Genomic DNA, 19,330 nt, shown 5'->3' with positions numbered 1-19,330 from the left:
AAACGAGGAATCTACTTTAAATTCTTCACTTCAAAGGAGTTGAACAACAGCTTATCTTTAATAAGCATCATCATGTACATTTGCAACGGCACGCCCGCTTGGGTCGTTCATATTCTTAAAACTTTCATCCCATTCTAAAGCTACCGGACTACTGCAAGCTACCGAAGGAACAGACGGTACGCTTAAAGCAGCAGTATCGCTGGGGTAGTGCTCTTCAAAAATAGAGCGATAATAAAACTCTTCTTTACTGGTAGGTGTTTGTATAGGAAAACGGTACTGTGCATTTGCCATTTGCTCATCTGTTATGGCCTCATTCACCATTTCTTTTAAGGTATCGATCCAGTTATAGCCTACACCATCGCTAAATTGTTCTTTTTGGCGCCATGCTACACTTTCCGGAAGCATGTCTTCAAAAGCTTTGCGTAACACCCATTTTTCCATACGCTCTCCATTGATCATCTTATCTTGGGGGTTAATGCGCATGGCCACATCCATAAATTCCTTGTCCAGGAAAGGTACGCGGCCTTCAATTCCCCAGGCAGCCAATGATTTATTGGCGCGCAGGCAATCGTATTGATGTAATTTTTCCAGTTTTCGAACAGTTTCATTATGAAAGTCTTCAGCACTGGGCGCTTTATGGAAGTACAGATATCCTCCAAAGATCTCATCACTTCCTTCACCGGAAAGCACCATTTTTATTCCCATCGCTTTAATGGCACGGGCCATTAAATACATAGGAGTGGAAGCGCGGATAGTTGTAATATCATAGGTTTCCAGATGATAGATTACATCCCGGATTGCATCAATTCCTTCCTGAATGGTAAACTTTATCTCATGATGAACCGTATCAAGATGATCGGCTACTTTTTTTGCAGCTTCCAGATCTGGAGAGCTCTCCAGTCCAATTGCAAAAGAGTGGAGCTGTGGCCACCAGGCCGAATCGGTATCACCACTTTCAATACGTTTGTCAGCATATTTTTTTGCTAATGCCGAAGTGATGGAAGAGTCTAAACCACCAGACAGTAATACTCCGTAAGGGACATCACTCATCAATTGGCGATGCACAGCAGCATCCAGTGCTTCCCGAAGTTCAGCAATACTGGTCTCATTTTCTTTTACCGCCTCATATTCCATCCAGTCACGTGTATACCAAGGCTTTAACTCTCCTTCGTTGCTGTCTAAATAATACCCGGGAGGAAAGAGTTCAATTTTGGTACAAACACCTTCCAGTGCTTTTAATTCTGAAGCCACATAAAAAGTTCCATTCTGATCCCAGCCTATATACAATGGAATAATACCCATATGGTCACGTGCAATCAAATACGCATCTTTTTCAACATTGTATAGGGCAAATCCAAAGATACCGTTCAATTCATCCAAAAACGTATTTCCTTTTTCTTTGTATAAGGCCAGGATAACTTCACAATCACTTTTTGTCTGGAAATTATACTGTCCTTCAAATTGTTTACGTAGTTCCTGATGATTGTAGATTTCACCATTGGCAGCCAATACCAGATTATTGTCTTCAGAGAACAAGGGCTGTTTTCCTGAGGTTGGGTCTACGATCGCCAGACGCTCATGGGCTAAGATAGCTTTGCTATTGTTAAAGATTCCACTCCAGTCCGGGCCCCGATGTCGAATACATTTGGCCATTTCCAAAATTTGTGGACGTAGTTTTTCTGATGACTCTTTAAGTTGGAAGGCGCATACAATTCCGCACATAGTTTTAGTTTTATATATTCTGCAGCAGCAGAATTTTATTAATGATCTTTTTAAGTTTACCCGCCCGTACTAAAGTTTGAGCAAAGTGTTTTTTGTAAAAACAAAAAAGCCTGTCAAATTAAAAAACTTGACAGGCTTATATATCTCGACAAGTTTTTGTTAAGGCATCCCGTTATTATTATTATTTAAATTGAAATGTAACACTTGTTTGTTTTTGTTTACTGGTTCAAATATCTGATTATTTCTGAATAAAAGAAACTTTCTGTTTACTTTTTTTAGAATTATCTCAACTTTGGGTAATTAGTTGGATTAGCTTCGTGCATGATTTCATATACCTTTTCGAAAATATCTTCGGCTGAAGGTTTCGAAAAATAATCCCCATCTGTTCCATAGGCAGGGCGGTGTGCTTTGGCAGAAAGCGTTTGTGGTTTGCTATCCAGATGTTTGTAACCGTTCTGCGTATCCACGATATGCTGCATAATATAAGCAGAAGCACCTCCCGGAACATCTTCGTCGATCACTAATAAACGATTTGTTTTTGCAACACTTTTTATTAAGTCTTTATTTAAATCAAGTGGTATAAGCGATTGTATGTCAATTATTTCAGGATCAATACCAACCTGTTGCAATTCTTTTGCAGCTTCTTGTACAATTCGTAAAGTGCTTCCATAGGAAACGAGTGTAATATCGGTTCCTTCTTTTACAGTTTCAACAAGACCGATAGGCGTTCTGAATTCTCCTAAATTGGTTGGCATTTGTTCTTTTAAACGATACCCGTTTAGGCATTCCACGATCAATGCAGGTTCGTCAGATTCCAGCAATGTATTATAAAAACCTGCGGCTTTGGTCATATTTCGAGGTACAAGGATATAGATTCCACGAAGTAAATGTACCAGGCCACCCATTTGTGAACCACTGTGCCAAATACCTTCCAAACGATGGCCTCGCGTACGTACAATAAGTGGAGCTTTTTGTTTTCCCTTGGTACGGTAACGTACTGTTGCCAGATCATCACTCATTATCTGCAGGCAATATAATATGTAATCCAGGTATTGAATTTCAGCAATAGGGCGGAGCCCACGCATTGCCATCCCAATTCCCTGTCCTAAAATGGTAGCTTCCCGTATTCCGCTATCGCTAACTCTTAATTCCCCAAATTTTTGCTGCATTCCTTCCAGCCCCTGGTTTACATCGCCAATTTTCCCTGCATCTTCACCAAATATCAATACTTCCGGGTGTTTGTCAAACAATACATCAAAATTGTCACGTAAGACCAAACGCCCGTCTACTGTTTCAGCATTATCATCATAAGTTGGCAGTATTTCGGCAACGCCGGTTGCATTATTTTCAGCTTCAGAATAGAGGTCAGAACTGTATTTTGGCTGAATAATTTCGAAATAATTTTTGATCCAATCCAGTAATTGCCCTTTTTCTGCGGAATCTTCCCCCACTACATAACGTAAGGCTTTACGAGTGGCAGCAGCTATATTTTGACGTAGCGGTTCTTTTTCTGAAGCCAGGTCATTTTTTATTTTTTCAATAAAATTTTTGTTCGGGCTGCTTTCCGCTAAATTGTTTAATAAGGTTACGGCTTCTTGCTGTTCCTGCTTCTGAGGTGCTAAAAATGCCTCCCAGGCTGCTTTTTTTCCACCTCTTACTTGTTTTTTAATATTTTTCTCGATTTCAGAAAGCGCCTCATCTGTTGCTATATTATTGGCGATCATCCATTCACGCATCTTTAGGTTGCAATCATACTCACGCTCCCATTGCAGGCGTTCATCACTTTTGTAACGTTCGTGAGAGCCACTGGTAGAATGTCCCTGCGGTTGTGTGAGTTGCTGTACATGAATTAGAACAGGAACGTGTTCTTCACGTGCTATAACACCTGCTTTTTGGTAAGCTTCAATCAAGGCTGGGTAATCCCAACCATTCACACGAATGATCTCATAGCCGTTTTCTTCTTCGGTTCGTTGAAAACCTTTCAGAATTTCGGAAATATTCTCTTTTGTGGTTTGATGACGAGCATGTACCGAAATACCGTAGTCATCATCCCAGACACTCATTACCATGGGTACTTGCAAGACACCTGCAGCGTTGATAGTTTCCCAAAACAAGCCTTCGCTGGTACTGGCATTACCAATGGTTCCCCAGGCTACTTCATTACCATTTATGGAGAAGTTAGTTTTATTATTGATGCCTTTTATATTTCTAAAGATCTTGGATGCTTGTGCCAAACCTAATAATCGAGGCATTTGCCCGGCAGTAGGAGAGATGTCTGAGCTACTATTTTGTTGTATAGTGAGGTTTTTCCAACTTCCATCATCATTCAAACTGTGTGTGGCAAAGTGGCCGCCCATTTGGCGTCCGGCACTCATAGGGTCTGCTTCAATATTAGTGTGAGCATACAATCCTGCGAAGAATTGTTGAATGGTCAATTTCCCAATTGCCATCATTAAAGTTTGATCACGATAATAACCGCTCCGCCAATCACCATTTTTAAAAGCTTTTGCCCAGGCAAGTTGTGGCACTTCTTTTCCATCGCCAAAAATTCCGAATTTTGCTTTTCCGGTTAAGACTTCCCGACGTCCTAACAAACTACATTCCCGACTTGTCACTGCAATTTTATAGTCATTTAAGACTTCGGCTTTAAAATCGTCAAAAGAAAGTTTGTTATTTGTCTGTGGGTTTGTCTGCATCTTCGTTTTTAGTTAGGGCTACAAAAGTAGCGAAAAAGCACGTGTTTTACAATTTGAATAGGCAGACATATTTTCAATTTTAAAAAACAAATACCAAAAAAGCCTTAGCAAAATTTGCTAAGGCTTTTTTTTAATGGTAATTTTTAACTAAGCTATTGCTTTTTGATAATAAATGCCCTCAGAATATAAGATGAACCGTTACAGCCACCATCATCTTCTCCTTTAAGGAAGGTACTTTCCTGAACATAACAGGTATACTCTTGTCCATTGTGGTTAAAGGTCTTTGATTCTCCTGCTTTTAGCGGAATGGTTTCACCTCCTGCTTTCAAGTTTAATACAGCAGGATGATATCCTTTTTCTACTTTTTCCATATCCAGACCATCCTGAAACAATAAAATACTTTCCGAAGACTCAAATGCTATAGGTTCATGTAATGATTTCCATAGAAAAGCAATTTCGAGGGATTCCGGATTTCTTAATACGATTTCTTTAATAGAGCTTCCGGGATCACTTAAATTGCTCACTTTTAGCACAGCATCTTTTATGACAAACTCTTGATCAAGTTTATTATCTCTGGGAAATGCATACGAAATAAACATGGTTTCCTCTTGAGAAGTAGTTAACTGAAGCAGCCCTTCTTTAATATAAGACAGGTATCCTTCAAAAGTTTTAGTGCCTACAAATGTTTTATTTTCAGCATTAAAAACATTCATATCAAAAACATCTGAGCTAATAGTTTGTTCACCGGGTTTGTCATCTCCATTATAGGTAACTGCTTTTAAAACAGAATTCAATGGAGCTTCATTTACTTTCCCTTCAAATATCTCTCTGTTGTCTTGTGCCACTACTACTGTTTGTAGTAATGTACAGAAGAGGATGAACGTTATTTTATATATATTTTTCATTTTAAAATCTTTAAATTAATTATCAATTATTATTCCAAGAACTGTCTGTAGCTGTGAAATCTAACCTAATGGAACCCCATTCGTTATAATCTATCGATATATCGGTTGTGTTTCCATCACCATTTAAGTTAATGGCACCAATATTATTGGTGACACCATTACCATTAAAATCCAGTGCATTATTATCACAAATGCCATTTGCTTCATTGATATTGGTTTCATTGAGTGTCGCCAACATTCCCTGAGAGAATCCAAATACGTTATCTGAAGTCAGGTCACAATCATTAGACACGGCAGGAAATTGATATCTGTAGTTCATACTGGAAGGTTGATTTACTTTAAAGGTTTCGTTCCAATCTGTAGGTGTTACACACGCTCCTCCGTGACAGAGGTTAATATTGTGTCCAAATTCATGTACAAAAGTTCCTATTTGATTTCTTGCAATAGAGAAGGCATTTGCGCCTGTAAAATTAAAGAAAGTTATCATGAAATCATTTCCAAAAACCTCTCCTCGCCCCGAACTGCCATTTGGCCTTGCACGCCCAAAGATACCATAGTGAAAAATATCCTTTCTGTTAGGGTCAAAGTTTGCGCTATTATTCTTATAAGTATAAAAATCTACATAACCCGGAGTGGTGCTTGAGCCAAAATCCATAGTAGTATGATTGGTCAAGACGGTTCCTCCATTGGTAAATGCTCCTCCTTGTCCTCTGTCCAGATGTAATGAAATACCGCTACTTCCATCCGGATTTAGTATGGGGGCTTCTTCAAAGACATCTTCAATAGTAGCCCAGATAGTACCATTTGGTGCTGCCGCGGAAATCCAATCTACTTCTACCAATACATCTTTTCGTTTAGGATCACAACCCATTGCTTTTAGATCGATAGTTGTACCTCCAACAGTATAACCATTTTTTTCCCATTCATCCAATAAACCGTCATTATCACTATCTAAAGTAGCCAGTGATGTTGCAAAGTTATACTGTTTTGAAGGTGATGTTGCTGCATCATGATTTTTTACCGTTACTTGAATTGTACTATTCCATGCTTGATTCTCCAGTATTCCCACCAATAATGTATAGTGATATATTGGATATCCATAGGTAGCGGGAACGTGATTTTCTAAAAAGTCTGATGGAATTGCAGACACAAAGATTGTTGTGATGTCAACCCCTCCAACTTGTATAACAGCATCGGCATCGGCATTTGCTGCTGAGACTGCTATATAAAAATCTGCATCGGAAGGTGTGGCATTAATCACATTGTTAATACCTATATCTTCGATTCTTGGTGCCGGCCAGGCCCCGGAAGGGGAAAGAACAGATACATTGACCTCATTTACAGATTTTCCATGACCATTTTTTAAAACTACAGGGTGATTTCCTGTACTTGCCACATCCGGAAGCTGAAAATATCTGGAAGACAAAAAATTTGTTTTCAGTGTAGTTTCAGAACTCAAATTGTTATCCCAAACAACACTTGAAAGGAATTGATTGCTTCCCTCTGTACTGAGAATTTGCCTTGGATATGCAGTTGAAGGCTCAATATCTGTGAGTACCGGCTTAGAGCAGCTTATTATAAGCAATGCTGTACTCAGGTAACATAGATACTTAAATTTCTTTTTTGGTTTCATAGTTTGTCTATTTAATTGAAAAATTCATTTAAACAAAGCTATGTGTTGTCGTTTCATTATCACTTAGGTAAACAACTGATTTACAGTCAGGAAAAACCCTTATGTATTTCACATAAATACCCTAAAGAAGAATCCGGGCAATTTAAAAGATCAGTTTTTTTTCTTTTTCAGAAATACGCTAAAGATCAATAGTCTAATAAGCAGAACAAACGGGAACCCGTGTAATAAAACATCAAACCAGTCTAATGGTTTCATGCCCTCTGCTCCTCCTGCAATCCATTTAAGCTTTCCCCATATATGGGGTTCGGGAAAAAAAGGAGCTAATCCCAGGGTGAAACAAAGTAAAATGATAATACGCCAATTCTTCAGTAAATTCATAATCACGTTTTAATACCATTCACGAGTAAACAGGCCTAACAATGTTTTGAGGTCCAGGGTGACAATAAAACGAATTCTTTGGCTGTAATTACCTAAGCCGGGTTCCCAACCAAGATTGGAATATAAAGGGAAATATAATTCGAAATAGTCTGCCACAAGGCTGGTACGCACTCCGGTGTCATATACACAGTGGGTTCCTCTATTCTTGTTATGTACCAGTCCTACATCTCCATACGCATAGATCCATTTCCAGATATTGGTGCTGGCATTAAGTGTTGTGATCCAGCTATTGGCAAAAGGAGGGTCTAATTTTGACTTAAAACCGCCTTCAGCAATGATAAGCTGCTGGCTAAATAATCCGTCATCTTCACTTCTCCCATAGTAATTATAGTCTAAAAGATAATCTGTGGGTCTGTCTAAAGCAAAACTAAAAAAATCTTCGCCTTCTCTTGTATCATTAAATACGAAGGTTCCGGCAAATAACCGTAGATTCAACTGACGATTATTTAGAAACAATTTTCGGTATTCGAGTGTTGTAGAAATCTTACTGAATTTATCGGAAATTTGATAGTCAACAATACCGCGAAAGTAATTGATGAGGTTTCGGTTTGAATACACATATTGCGCATTGAATACACTATAGTTAGGAGTTTCATTAGGCTTTTCCGGGTCTTCGTCCCGGTATATATTTACACTTCTCAGATTGATAAATTGTTTCTTGTTATCACGCAGGTCCTTATTCCGAAAGGCAAAAGTCATATACGGGCTTAGTCGCTTGTAGAATAAATCCTTATCAAAAGAAAAATAACTTCCTGCAATCCCATAACGCATTGCATAGAGGGAGTTGTCTTTAAAGTTTTGGGTATACATAAGGGAACCACTTCCTATCAATGTTTTAGACCGAAATCCGTACTGGGGCGATAAATTGTAATGAAATGCTTTTGGCAGTACAGTTTTGTTGTATAATTTGGGGCCAACTGAAAATCCATCATATAGATTGTACTGAAATACCGGCATAAAGAACAACTGATTATACTTTGGGTCTCCTACATCCTGAAATAGCCTGAATTGTATAGGTCTATTGAGAAGTCCGGTTACATTCTTATAATTATTTCGCTGATTGTATTCCGGTATTTTAGCCTCATAATTAAGAGCAAGCTTTCGAACGTTTTTTGCTGAAACTGTAGTTGTGAAGGTTGAATCTATTGGAGGTAGCCATTGCTTAAAGATAATACTGTCTTTATTGATTCCGTATAATGAAACCGGCATTGTATTGTCTCGAAGATTTTTTACAACTACTTCTAAAGAATCTCCTGTTTTTCGTACTTTTTTTATTTTAAAATCTATAGTAGTCTCAGAATTGACATAATCGTCAAAAAACCAATTAACAGGAGCTGTTGTATTTTGAGATAAAATTTCTTCAAAATCTGAAGGCGTTACTTTCTGCAATTTCTTTTCAGTATAGAATTGTTTGATACTGGTCGCCAAAGCTTCTTTTCCTAAATAATCTGAAAGGTATTCGAGGCCATCTCCGGCGTAATAATCATTGGCAATGTTCTTATTGAACTTCACCAATGAATCTTTTGGAGTTGCTAGTGACTGGTTCAAATTATTACGGGCCATATTAAGATATAGCAATGGGTACTGGTCATTAAACTCTAATTTGGAAGCATGTGACCATCGTATCACCCAGAAATTGCTTAGGTTTCCTATGATCTTCATCTTTGGATAGTAAGTATCTACATACTCCATCATTAAATAAATCTGTAAGGCACCGGTAAGCCAGTAATCTTCTCTGGGGTGTAGCGGAAGCGTGTTCTTAATATAATTCCGGCTAATGGTTTTGAGTTGCTCCATATCATATTCAAAACCATCAGGGAACGGACTTATAAAATCCGGTAATTGGTTTAGGCCATAAACGGGGTTATTTCTATACTCGGCATCGCTAATGACCATTTTCTTAAACGGGTAGGAGCCTAATTTGTCATTCAAAAAATGTACAATTCTGTCTATTACAAGAGCACGAATAACGGGGGTGACTTTTTTCCCCTGAATATTGGTAACGACCTCTACCTTATCTGTTTCAATTGATTCAAACGATCTGATTCTTTCTAAATGAAGAATAGCACCAACCCGTTTCTTTCCGCTTAGCTGTGTTATTCTATTGGCTCCTGAATTTTCTTCCTTTACCACATCAAAATCTGAAACAACCCTGTATTGTTTGGGTGTATGAAATTTTATGTAAAAGTTGGAAGGTAATAAAAAGAGATCTTCGGTATTCTTATTACTATATGCATGCCATTTTCCGTCAAAAACAGCCGGTGATATGTACCAATACCGCAATTTAAAATCATTGGTTCTGGAAACTCCGTATCGTGTAAAGCGATCATTAGGGACCTTTACGGTGTACTGAAGATTGAGGATGTAGCTTTCATTTGGCTGAAGCGGTTTATCTAAAACAACTTTGATTATATCTGCCTCATCTCCACGTTGCCATTCTAATGGGAAAGATTGGCGGTTGGTAATGCTATATATAGTTGTTTTACCTCGATCCTTTTTATTTTCAAAATGAAATGAACTATCGTAATTCTCGGCAAAACGTTTAGCAAGTGGCGTTGTTTTACTGGAAAAACTATTGGCCCAATCGTTCAAATAAAGTTCATTTAAAGCAATACCGGAGGTATTATGATACGTAATTTGCTGAGTGATATTAACTTCTTTTTTTGCAGGTTTTAGAGTTGCATCAATAGTAATATCATGCTGGGCACCTATAGATGCAGTGTAAAAAATAATAATATATATGAGGATCCTACTTGCTTTCAAGAATTTTATTAATTTTTTGTGTTAAGAGGAAGTAGGTGTTATTTTGTACATATTACGGGGATAATAATAGGATTAAAAGTTAGGACTTAGATTAAATTTATCGTAGAAATCATTTAATATCTCTAATACTTCATCTTCGGTGTCGACTATATGTACCAGATCCAAATCTTCCGGACTAATATTTCCGCTTTGCTCTAAAAGCATATCCTTTACCCAATCCATTAAACCGGACCAAAATTTGGTGCCAACCAGAATAAGCGGGAATTCATCAATCTTATGTGTTTGTATCAATGTAAAAGCTTCAAAAAATTCATCTAACGTCCCAAATCCGCCAGGCATTACAACAAACCCTTGAGAATATTTTACAAACATTACCTTACGCACAAAGAAGTAGTCAAAATCGATACTTTTATCACTATCTATGTAAGGATTGTCATGTTGCTCAAAAGGAAGTGTAATATTTAATCCTACAGATGTACCTCCTGCCAGATGGGCGCCTTTATTACCGGCTTCCATAATTCCCGGCCCACCACCGGTAATAACCCCATAACCATTTTCGGTTATTTTTTTTGCAATACGTTCTGCCAGCTTGTAATACTTATTGTCAGGTTTGGTTCTTGCAGAACCAAAGATAGACACACAAGGGCCAATACGGCTCATTTTTTCATATCCGTTCACAAACTCTCCCATGATCTTAAAGATCGCCCAAGAGTCATTTGACTTCACTTCATTCCAATTCTTCGGTGTACTTTCGTTTCTCATCAATTAATCTTCAATCTTCAGTTTAAAGTATATCTTATGAACAGTTATAGGTAAGATTACCCTAATGTACATAGATTATAAGGGCTAATGTAGTTCTTTTTTAAGAAAATTCGCTGTATAGCTTTTTTTATCTTTTATAAGTTCTTCCGGTGTGCCCAGTGCCATAATTTCACCACCTTTTTTGCCTCCTTCCGGGCCAATATCTATAATATGGTCAACGGTTTTAATTACATCCAGATTGTGTTCAATGATTACTACCGTATTTCCCTTATTTACCAGCTTGGTGAGTACCAGCAACAAGACACGAATGTCCTCAAAGTGAAGGCCTGTTGTAGGTTCATCCAGAATATAAAAAGTGTTTCCTGTGTCTCTTTTTGAAAGCTCTGTAGCTAGTTTAATTCTTTGTGCTTCTCCTCCAGAGAGTGTTGTAGATTGTTGTCCCAGTGTAATATAACCCAAACCAACATCTTTAATAGTCTTTAGTTTTCGGTAAATTTTTGGGATCGATTCAAAGAAATCACAGGCTTCATTAATGGTCATTTCCAGCACATCATAAATAGACTTTCCTTTGTAACGAATTTCCAGTGTTTCACGGTTAAAGCGTTTTCCCTGACAGGTTTCACATTCTACATAGACATCCGGAAGGAAATTCATTTCAATAACACGCAGTCCTCCTCCTTTACAGGTCTCACAACGGCCTCCAGCTACATTAAAGCTAAACCTTCCTGGCTTGTAACCACGTATCATTGCCTCGGGAACTTTGGCAAAAAGACTTCTGATTTCAGAGAATACACCCGTATAGGTTGCCGGATTGGAACGAGGAGTACGTCCAATAGGCGATTGGTTAATGTCTATAACTTTATCGATATGTTTTAATCCGTCAACCTTTTTATAGGGCATTGGTTTTTTTACACCGTTAAAAAAATGAGCATTTAGAATAGGGTAGAGCGTTTCATTGACCAATGTGGATTTTCCACTCCCGGAAACACCTGTTACCCCAATCATTGTCCCTAGTGGGAAAGTAACTGAAACATTTTTTAAATTATTTCCGGTGGCACCACTAAGCGTTAACACTTTGCCATTCCCTTTTCTTCTTTTTTTAGGAATTTCAATTTCTTTGGTTCCGTTTAAGTAGTCCGCAGTAAGCGTATGGTGTTTTTTTATTGCTGAAGGCGTACCTTCTGAAACGATTTCTCCACCGTGCCTTCCTGCCGCCGGGCCAATATCGATCACATGGTCTGCATGCTCGATCATATCTTTGTCATGCTCTACTACAATAATTGAATTGCCAATTTTTTTTAACTGAATTAAAGAATGGATCAGTTTTTCGTTATCTCTTTGATGCAGCCCTATACTTGGTTCATCCAGAATATAAAGTACACCTACCAATTGCGAACCAATTTGAGTTGCAAGTCTGATACGCTGTGCTTCTCCTCCCGAAAGTGATTTCGAACTCCGGTCCAAAGCAAGGTATGTTAAACCAACATCTACCAGGAACTGGAGTCTTGATCTTACTTCTTTAATGATTTCCGAAGCAATTTTAATTTGAGTTTCGGAGAGGTCTTTTTCCAGGTCGGCAAACCAATCTGCTAACTCAACCACATCCATATGTGCCAGTTCGGCGATATTTTTGCTGTTTACCTTAAAATTAAGAGATTCCTTCCTTAAACGGGAACCTTCACACTCCGGACAAGAAATTTTGTCCATATATTCTTTTGCCCACCGCTGTAATGACCTAGATTCATTTGCTGCAAACGTATTTTGAAGAAAAGTGGCCACACCTTCAAAATCTATTTTATACGTTCTGGTGATTCCCAGGGTTTTGGATTCTATATCAAATTTTTCATTTCCACCGTAAAAAATGATATCCTTAGCTTCCTGTGGAATGTTTTTAAAAGGATCACTTAATTTAAAACCATACCTTTCGGCAATAAGCTCTAATTGTTTAAAGATCCAATTGCTTTTTTGTGGTCCATGAGGGGCCAAAGCACCTTGTTTTATAGATAAATTTTTATTAGGTACAATTTTATCAAGGTTTACTTCATATAATTGTCCCAGCCCTTTACAATGTGGACACATCCCTTTTGGAGAATTAAAAGAGAAGTTATTGGGCTCCGGGTTGGGGTAGGAAATACCACTGGACGGACACATCAGGGAGCGGCTAAAATAACGAACTTCGTGGGTTTCGTTATCTAAGACCATTAGTACATCATCGCCGTGATACATTGCCGTAATAATGGTTTCGGAAAGACGTTTGTCTGTATCACTTTCTTCGGAGATCTTTAGACGGTCTATAACGATTTCAATATCATGTGTTTTATAACGGTCAATCTTCATTCCCTTAACCAGATCCATAATTTCACCATCCACACGTACTTTCAAAAAACCCTGTTTGGCGATCTGTTCAAATAATTCACGATAATGTCCTTTACGGGAACGAATTACGGGAGCGAGTACACTTACTTTTTTATTGTTAAAATCCTTGATGATAAGTTGTTTGATCTGTTCATCACTATAACTTACCATTTTTTCACCGGTATTATAACTGTATGCATCACTGGCGCGTGCATAGAAAAGCCGAAGAAAATCGTAGATTTCAGTGATGGTGCCTACAGTTGAACGCGGACTGCGACTCGTTGTTTTTTGTTCAATAGCGATAACGGGTGATAGTCCTTCGATCTTATCGACATCCGGGCGTTCCAGACTTCCTAAAAACTGTCGTGCATATGCTGAAAAAGTTTCAATATAACGCCGTTGTCCCTCCGCATAAATAGTATCAAAGGCCAGTGAAGATTTTCCACTGCCTGAAAGCCCTGTAATTACAACCAGTTGCTCTCTGGGGATGCGAACATCTATATCTTTTAAATTATGAACCCTAGCCCCGAGAACTTCAATAAAATCGTTACTTTTTACCATAATTTGCAAAGGTACTCAATTGTATTGAAAATTTATAGGGGGAAACGTGTTTGAAATTGTTAATTTTTGAACAAAAGAAAAATAAATGAATCGATTCCTTAGCTGTTTATTTCTCTGGATAGAAATGGGTAGAAACTAATGCTTATAAAGAAAATAACACTAATAACAAATCCAAAACTGATAATTAGAGTTAGTATTGGAAGACTGAATAACAAATAACACAAGGGTAACAGTACCCCAAAGAGAATTAGTAGTAAAAAGATACTGTACAAATAGCGCATAACAGCGGGTATATTTTTACCGGATTTGTCTTGAAACTGATACAGTTTAGGAAGAACCTCCTTGGTCATGTATTCTCCTAGTTTCGAGAGAAAAACTTCATTGAATGAGGAGTCTTCAAATGCTTCACTGTCTATTGTATTTGCCAGAGTCATGATCTTATCCTGATGCCTTTCAAATACAGATCCAAGATCTAATGCTTCTTTATAAATCGCGAATTTGTAACCAAAGTAGTACCAAAGCCCCGAACCACATTTGTGCTCTAACCATTTTTCAACAATACCTTTGTTATACATTTTTGGATAGCTGATATTCTCAGGAATATTTTTATCCTTTGGATTTGTCATGAGTAATGATTTCAATTCCAGATACAAGTTTTCGGTGTCTGCATAATCGTGGTTTTCCTGAAGAAATTCAATGGCGATTTTCGATTTTCCCTTATAAAACTCTTTTACTTCAAAAAAGGTGAGCCCGGCAAATTCGTCATCAATATATTCGCTTAGTCCGGGAAGCCAGATTTTAGAACGAAAGAGTAGTTCTACGATCGACCTGAAATGGTGCATTTTTTGTGTAACCTTTCCAAGATTATCAATGACCATGGCGCGGCTTTTCTTCATATTTACTACAGAAATTGCTAAATAGACCATGATAATCGCACTTAAAAAACCGCTAATTGCTATAAAAATTGTAGTAAGGTTTGTAAGCGTTTCGGTGAAATTAGGAGTAGTAGTTACCTTTTGCCAAAGAAGAAATATTAGTGCAATACAGAGAAGCCCACTAAAGAGCAATGGGAAGAGGGCAAACAAATCCTTAAAGAAAGATTTACTTCTCATGATCAATAATCACAAAAAAATAGATGATTGATAATTGTTTTCTGAAAAGAAAGGGGATATCTCTTGTAAAGGAAATGTTACTTTACCTGAATAACTTCATTCAATTTTAATGTGAATTTTCAGCCCCAATTTTGCGAAACAATTATGTATTTTTATGTGATAATTCCTACGTTTAATAGTTATTACCTTCAAATTTAGCCTTTTTAACGTCATTTTGTAGTAAAATACCTACATTTCGATATAAGGTTAAAGTTGTCGGACAAAATACTTAAAATTCTGCTTTAGCTGTTAAAATCCGACCGCGGTATCATCCCCTCTTCGGTCTGCTCCTCCTTCCAATTTTAAATTCGGAAGCACTAAAATTGCATCAACCTTGCCAATTATTGGGTCGGTATCGGTATTATTTGGATATCCTTTTTCCTCAAGTTCCCGTATAAGTTCCTCCGTAAACATATCAAGTTCATATCTAATAGCGTCCGGGAGCCATTGATGGTGGAATCGTGGAGCATCCACAGCTTCCTGCATATTCATATCATACTCATACACATTGAGAATTGTTTGCAATACAGAGGTGATAATAGTAGCACCTCCGGGTGTTCCCACAACCATCCATAGTTTGCCATTTTTTTCCACAATTGTGGGAGTCATGGAGCTTAACATTCTTTTTTGTGGAGCGATTGCATTACTTTCTCCACCTACCAGGCCATAAATATTTGGTTCTCCGGGCTTAGCACTAAAATCATCCATTTCGTTATTTAAAAAGAATCCCAGTTCTTTAGAATATAGTTTTGACCCGTAGCCGGAATTGAGTGTGGTGGTAACGGATACAGCATTCCCAAATTGGTCTATGATTGAGTAGTGTGTGGTTTCAGGACTTTCATAACCGCTAATATCACCATAGCTAATTGTTTCTGAAGGCGTTGCAGCTTCAAATGAAAAAGTTTCCATTCTGTTCTTTAAATAAGTCTCGTTTATAAGTGAATCGATAGGGTTATCTACAAAATCCGGATCACCCAAATAATAACTTCTGTCTGCATAGGCACGGCGCTCCGCTTCTGCAATTAGCTGAATTGATTTTACGGTATTATGGCCATATTCCGATACGGGAAAAGGTTCCAGCATTTTTAATATCTGAGCCAAGCACACACCACCGCTGGAAGGGGGAGACATAGAGATCACTCTTAGTTCCTTGTAGTCAAATACTATAGGTTCTCGCCATTCGGCTTCGTAGGCATTGAGGTCTTCCATTGTAATGATCCCTCCTTTGGATTTTATATATGCCGCCAATTTTCTACCGGTATCGCCATTGTAAAATTCGGCCCGGCCATTTTTTGAGATCCGGTTGAGTGTAGCTCCTAGCGCTTTATTTTTGAGGGTATCACCTGCTTTGTATACTTTGGTAAAAAGGGAAGTTTCCTGATTTACTTCTTCAAAAGCAGCCCTATACTTAGAAAATCGTTCCGCTTGTTTTTCGGTTACGGCAAAGCCTGTATATGCTAATTGTATGACCGGTTTTAGAATTTCTTCCATGGGTAATGATCCTAACTTTTCATGTACTGCAAAAATTCCTGCAATAGAACCCGGAACTCCAACAGCAAGGCTTCCTACTTTACTTTTTTGTGAAAGATATACGCCATTTTCATCCAGATACATGTTCTTTGAAGCTGCAATAGGTGCTTTTTCTCTATAATCAAAAGCACCCAGTTCTCCATATTGTGTTCTATAGACCATAAAACCGCCACCCCCAAGATTACCGGCATAGGGATATACGACTGCTAATGCCATTTCGGTAGCGATAGCAGCATCAAATGCGTTACCACCTTTTTTTAAAATTTCAACACCGATCCTTGATGCTTCCTCTCTTGCAGAAACAACCATTGCTTTTTCAGCTATGACCGATTGCTTAGATTGTATTTCGATAGTTGTCTGCTCAACTTCCTTTTTACAGGAAACGAATAGTAATACAATAAAAAAGTAATGAAATAGTCTCATAGTTCTTTTAGTCTTTTTGAAGAATAACTAATCAATTCTTTAAAAAAGGAGGTGAATTCAGCTTCAAATTCGCCGTAATATTGTTCTAGTTCGATCACGGCAAAATTCATTTTAGAAACACGTTTGGTCCTTACATTCATTTGTGCCAGGATTTTACTTATTCCGGGTACGGTAGCATAGCTCAATAACCAATTATCTGCTATCATATAAGGCATCATTCGTTGAATGCGGGCCGGTAATATTTGAAAATTATTTCGAAGTAGTTCATAAAATTCCTCTACATATTCGTCAAGAGGCTGCGGATGGTATTCACTCCAGTTTTTTGCCAGAAAATGATCGTACAAAATATCTACGATCACACCGCTATAATGCCCATAATTCTCATGAAGTCTTGCTGTACTTTGTCTAACGGTAGGGTGGTGGTCTGTGTAACTGTCTATTGCACGATGCAGGAGTATCCCTTTTTTTATTTGTTGGGGGTATTTTAGATACCTTTTCCCTTTAATTCCATCTGCAATAAAATTACCAATGGTAATTCCTTCATCATCTCCGGAAAGATAAATATGTGCAAGAAAATTCATACGGTACAATTTACAAAATAGTGTCAAAGAATTGTGTTTTTAAAAAAGTATCTTTGCTGAAAAATTGAGATAATGACATTAATTAAATCCATTTCAGGAATCCGTGGAACCATTGGTGGAACACAAGGCGATAATTTAACTCCAATCGATGCCGTGAAATATGCAGCTGCATATGGTAGTTGGGTAAAGAACCAAAGAGACAAAGAAACATATCGTATTGTAGTAGGGAGAGATGCAAGAATTTCCGGTGAAATGGTTCAGCAATTAGTAATGAATACACTGGTTGGATTAGGAATTCATGTAATTGACCTTGGATTATCAACAACCCCTACAGTGGAGGTTGCTGTTGCTCTGGAACATGCAGATGGTGGAATTATTTTAACAGCGAGCCACAATCCAAAACAATGGAACGCTTTGAAATTACTCAATAATAAAGGGGAATTTTTAAATGCACAGGCTGGGCAGGAAATACTTGATATTGCCGAAACAGGTGAGATCAACTTTAACGAAGTAGACACTCTTGGAAAGATAACTGTGAATGAAGCCTATATCGATATGCATATCGATGAGATCCAGGAACTTCCGTTGGTAAATGTGGAAGCTATAAAAAAAGCAAAGTTAAAAGTGGTTGTGGATGGTGTAAACTCTACCGGTGGTATTGCAGTACCTTTATTGTTGGAAGCTTTAGGAGTACATCCTGTAAAATTATTTTGTGAGCCTAACGGTCATTTTCCACATAACCCGGAACCTTTAAAAGAGCACCTGACAGACCTGATGGCCAAGGTAGTTGAAGAAGATGCAGATTTTGGAATTGTTGTGGACCCGGATGTGGACCGCCTGGCATTTGTAGATGAAAAAGGAGAGATGTTTGGTGAAGAATATACACTCGTTGCAGTAGCAGATTATATTTTAAAGCATACTCCCGGAAATACAGTTTCCAATATGTCATCTTCCAGAGCTTTACGGGATGTAACGCAAGGACATGGCGGATCATATACTGCGAGTGCTGTTGGAGAAGTGAATGTGGTGGAGAAAATGAAAGAAACCAATGCAGTGATCGGTGGTGAAGGGAATGGAGGGATTATTTACCCCGAATTACACTATGGGCGTGATAGCCTGGTGGGAATTGCTCTGTTTTTAAGTCATTTAGCTGAGGTAAATCTATCGGTAAGTGAGCTTCGAAAACGATATCCTTCTTATTATATGAGTAAAAAGAAAATCCAGCTAACACCACAATTGGACGTGGATGCTATTTTGAAAGCGATCTCAACAACATATGCTTCGGAAGAGATTACTACTATAGACGGAGTAAAGATCGATTTTGCTGAAAATTGGGTACATCTTCGTAAATCCAATACCGAACCTATCATTCGAATTTATACCGAAGCAAAGTCACAAGCTGAAGCTGATACATTAGCAGATAGGTTTATTAGCGAGATAAAAACTTTCTTAGATTAAATAAAACCCTACTTATCATTAAAAAAATAGGTTGGGCTAAATTTTAGGAGCTCTACCGACTTCTTTTTTTGTTTTTCAAAAAGTTTATTCAACAATTATGTTTCTGCCTTCTTCATTGATAAAAAATCTCAGTTGTTTACTGTAAATCAGCTTAAGGATAAGTATTTCATCGAAAAAAATATGGAAATGTACCACCCTACCACATTTTGTATAAAAAAAAGTACATAGGTTTGTTTTGCTCGCCTGTTGATTCATATGAAGGCCTGTTTTTTGGCTGGACTTGCAACAAAAAGTCGGACAAATTTTCTAAGACCTATGCCACATTTTTGATTTGATAAAATTCTAATTCCAT

General features: G+C 37.9%; 12 protein-coding genes. 1 reads left to right on the top strand and 11 read right to left on the bottom strand.

Translation table 11 applies throughout. The features are described from left to right. Positions 1 to 57 precede the first annotated feature (57 nt). From asnB to ACY2RT_RS11900, 11 genes are all read right to left on the bottom strand, one after another. The gene (asnB, locus tag ACY2RT_RS11950) at positions 58 to 1,722 is read right to left on the bottom strand and encodes an asparagine synthase B (protein ID WP_490156151.1); all 1,665 of its coding nucleotides are present in this window, start codon (positions 1,720 to 1,722) and stop codon (positions 58 to 60) included. A 281-nt stretch (positions 1,723 to 2,003) separates the two neighbouring features. After that, positions 2,004 to 4,418, bottom strand: a complete 2,415-nt coding sequence (locus ACY2RT_RS11945) for an alpha-ketoacid dehydrogenase subunit alpha/beta (RefSeq protein WP_490156150.1) — start codon at positions 4,416 to 4,418, stop codon at positions 2,004 to 2,006. A 152-nt stretch (positions 4,419 to 4,570) separates the two neighbouring features. Beyond that, entirely contained in the window at positions 4,571 to 5,323 is a 753-nt protein-coding gene (locus ACY2RT_RS11940) for a hypothetical protein (protein WP_490156149.1), read from the bottom strand. A 22-nt stretch (positions 5,324 to 5,345) separates the two neighbouring features. Further along, on the bottom strand, positions 5,346 to 6,956 hold the full coding sequence (locus tag ACY2RT_RS11935) for a hypothetical protein (protein ID WP_490156148.1): 1,611 nt from the start codon (positions 6,954 to 6,956) through the stop codon (positions 5,346 to 5,348). Positions 6,957 to 7,106: 150 nt separating this feature from the next. Next, the gene (locus ACY2RT_RS11930) at positions 7,107 to 7,334 is read right to left on the bottom strand and encodes a hypothetical protein (RefSeq protein WP_490156147.1); all 228 of its coding nucleotides are present in this window, start codon (positions 7,332 to 7,334) and stop codon (positions 7,107 to 7,109) included. A gap of 9 nt (positions 7,335 to 7,343) precedes the next feature. Beyond that, positions 7,344 to 10,157 carry a gluzincin family metallopeptidase gene (locus ACY2RT_RS11925; RefSeq protein ID WP_490156146.1) on the bottom strand — a complete coding sequence of 938 codons (2,814 nt, stop codon included), beginning with the start codon at positions 10,155 to 10,157 and terminating at the stop codon, positions 7,344 to 7,346. A gap of 72 nt (positions 10,158 to 10,229) precedes the next feature. Then, positions 10,230 to 10,919 carry an LOG family protein gene (locus tag ACY2RT_RS11920; RefSeq protein ID WP_490156145.1) on the bottom strand — a complete coding sequence of 230 codons (690 nt, stop codon included), beginning with the start codon at positions 10,917 to 10,919 and terminating at the stop codon, positions 10,230 to 10,232. Positions 10,920 to 11,003: 84 nt separating this feature from the next. Then, positions 11,004 to 13,835, bottom strand: coding sequence for an excinuclease ABC subunit UvrA (gene uvrA, locus ACY2RT_RS11915; RefSeq protein WP_490156144.1), 2,832 nt, complete (start codon positions 13,833 to 13,835; stop codon positions 11,004 to 11,006). A gap of 98 nt (positions 13,836 to 13,933) precedes the next feature. Beyond that, the gene (locus ACY2RT_RS11910; protein WP_490156143.1) at positions 13,934 to 14,947 is read right to left on the bottom strand and encodes a hypothetical protein; all 1,014 of its coding nucleotides are present in this window, start codon (positions 14,945 to 14,947) and stop codon (positions 13,934 to 13,936) included. A 288-nt stretch (positions 14,948 to 15,235) separates the two neighbouring features. Further along, positions 15,236 to 16,939, bottom strand: coding sequence for a gamma-glutamyltransferase (gene ggt / locus ACY2RT_RS11905; RefSeq protein WP_490156142.1), 1,704 nt, complete (start codon positions 16,937 to 16,939; stop codon positions 15,236 to 15,238). Continuing rightward, positions 16,936 to 17,520, bottom strand: a complete 585-nt coding sequence (locus ACY2RT_RS11900) for an acyl carrier protein phosphodiesterase (protein ID WP_490156141.1) — start codon at positions 17,518 to 17,520, stop codon at positions 16,936 to 16,938. Before ACY2RT_RS11900 ends, ggt begins: the two co-directional genes overlap by 4 nt. Positions 17,521 to 17,592: 72 nt before the next feature. Here ACY2RT_RS11900 and glmM point away from each other — a divergent pair, with 72 nt between their 5' ends. Then, positions 17,593 to 18,978 (top strand): phosphoglucosamine mutase, encoded by a 1,386-nt coding sequence (gene glmM / locus ACY2RT_RS11895; RefSeq protein ID WP_490156140.1) that lies wholly within the window; start codon positions 17,593 to 17,595, stop codon positions 18,976 to 18,978. Positions 18,979 to 19,330: the final 352 nt, after the last annotated feature.

The sequence above is a fragment of the Ulvibacter sp. 2210JD10-4 genome (assembly GCF_058148525.1).
This window is presented reverse-complemented; position numbering and strand designations above follow the sequence as displayed.

Bases quoted from the DNA above. Each gene is read 5' to 3' on its own strand.
- asnB (WP_490156151.1), bottom strand. From the start codon at position 1,722: ATGTGCGGAATTGTATGCGCCTTCCAACTTAAAGAGTCATCAGAAAAA.
- ACY2RT_RS11945 (WP_490156150.1), bottom strand. From the start codon at position 4,418: ATGCAGACAAACCCACAGACAAATAACAAACTTTCTTTTGACGATTTT.
- ACY2RT_RS11940 (WP_490156149.1), bottom strand. From the start codon at position 5,323: ATGAAAAATATATATAAAATAACGTTCATCCTCTTCTGTACATTACTA.
- ACY2RT_RS11935 (WP_490156148.1), bottom strand. From the start codon at position 6,956: ATGAAACCAAAAAAGAAATTTAAGTATCTATGTTACCTGAGTACAGCA.
- ACY2RT_RS11930 (WP_490156147.1), bottom strand. From the start codon at position 7,334: ATGAATTTACTGAAGAATTGGCGTATTATCATTTTACTTTGTTTCACC.
- ACY2RT_RS11920 (WP_490156145.1), bottom strand. From the start codon at position 10,919: ATGAGAAACGAAAGTACACCGAAGAATTGGAATGAAGTGAAGTCAAAT.
- uvrA (WP_490156144.1), bottom strand. From the start codon at position 13,835: ATGGTAAAAAGTAACGATTTTATTGAAGTTCTCGGGGCTAGGGTTCAT.
- ACY2RT_RS11910 (WP_490156143.1), bottom strand. From the start codon at position 14,947: ATGAGAAGTAAATCTTTCTTTAAGGATTTGTTTGCCCTCTTCCCATTG.
- ggt (WP_490156142.1), bottom strand. From the start codon at position 16,939: ATGAGACTATTTCATTACTTTTTTATTGTATTACTATTCGTTTCCTGT.
- ACY2RT_RS11900 (WP_490156141.1), bottom strand. From the start codon at position 17,520: ATGAATTTTCTTGCACATATTTATCTTTCCGGAGATGATGAAGGAATT.
- glmM (WP_490156140.1), top strand. From the start codon at position 17,593: ATGACATTAATTAAATCCATTTCAGGAATCCGTGGAACCATTGGTGGA.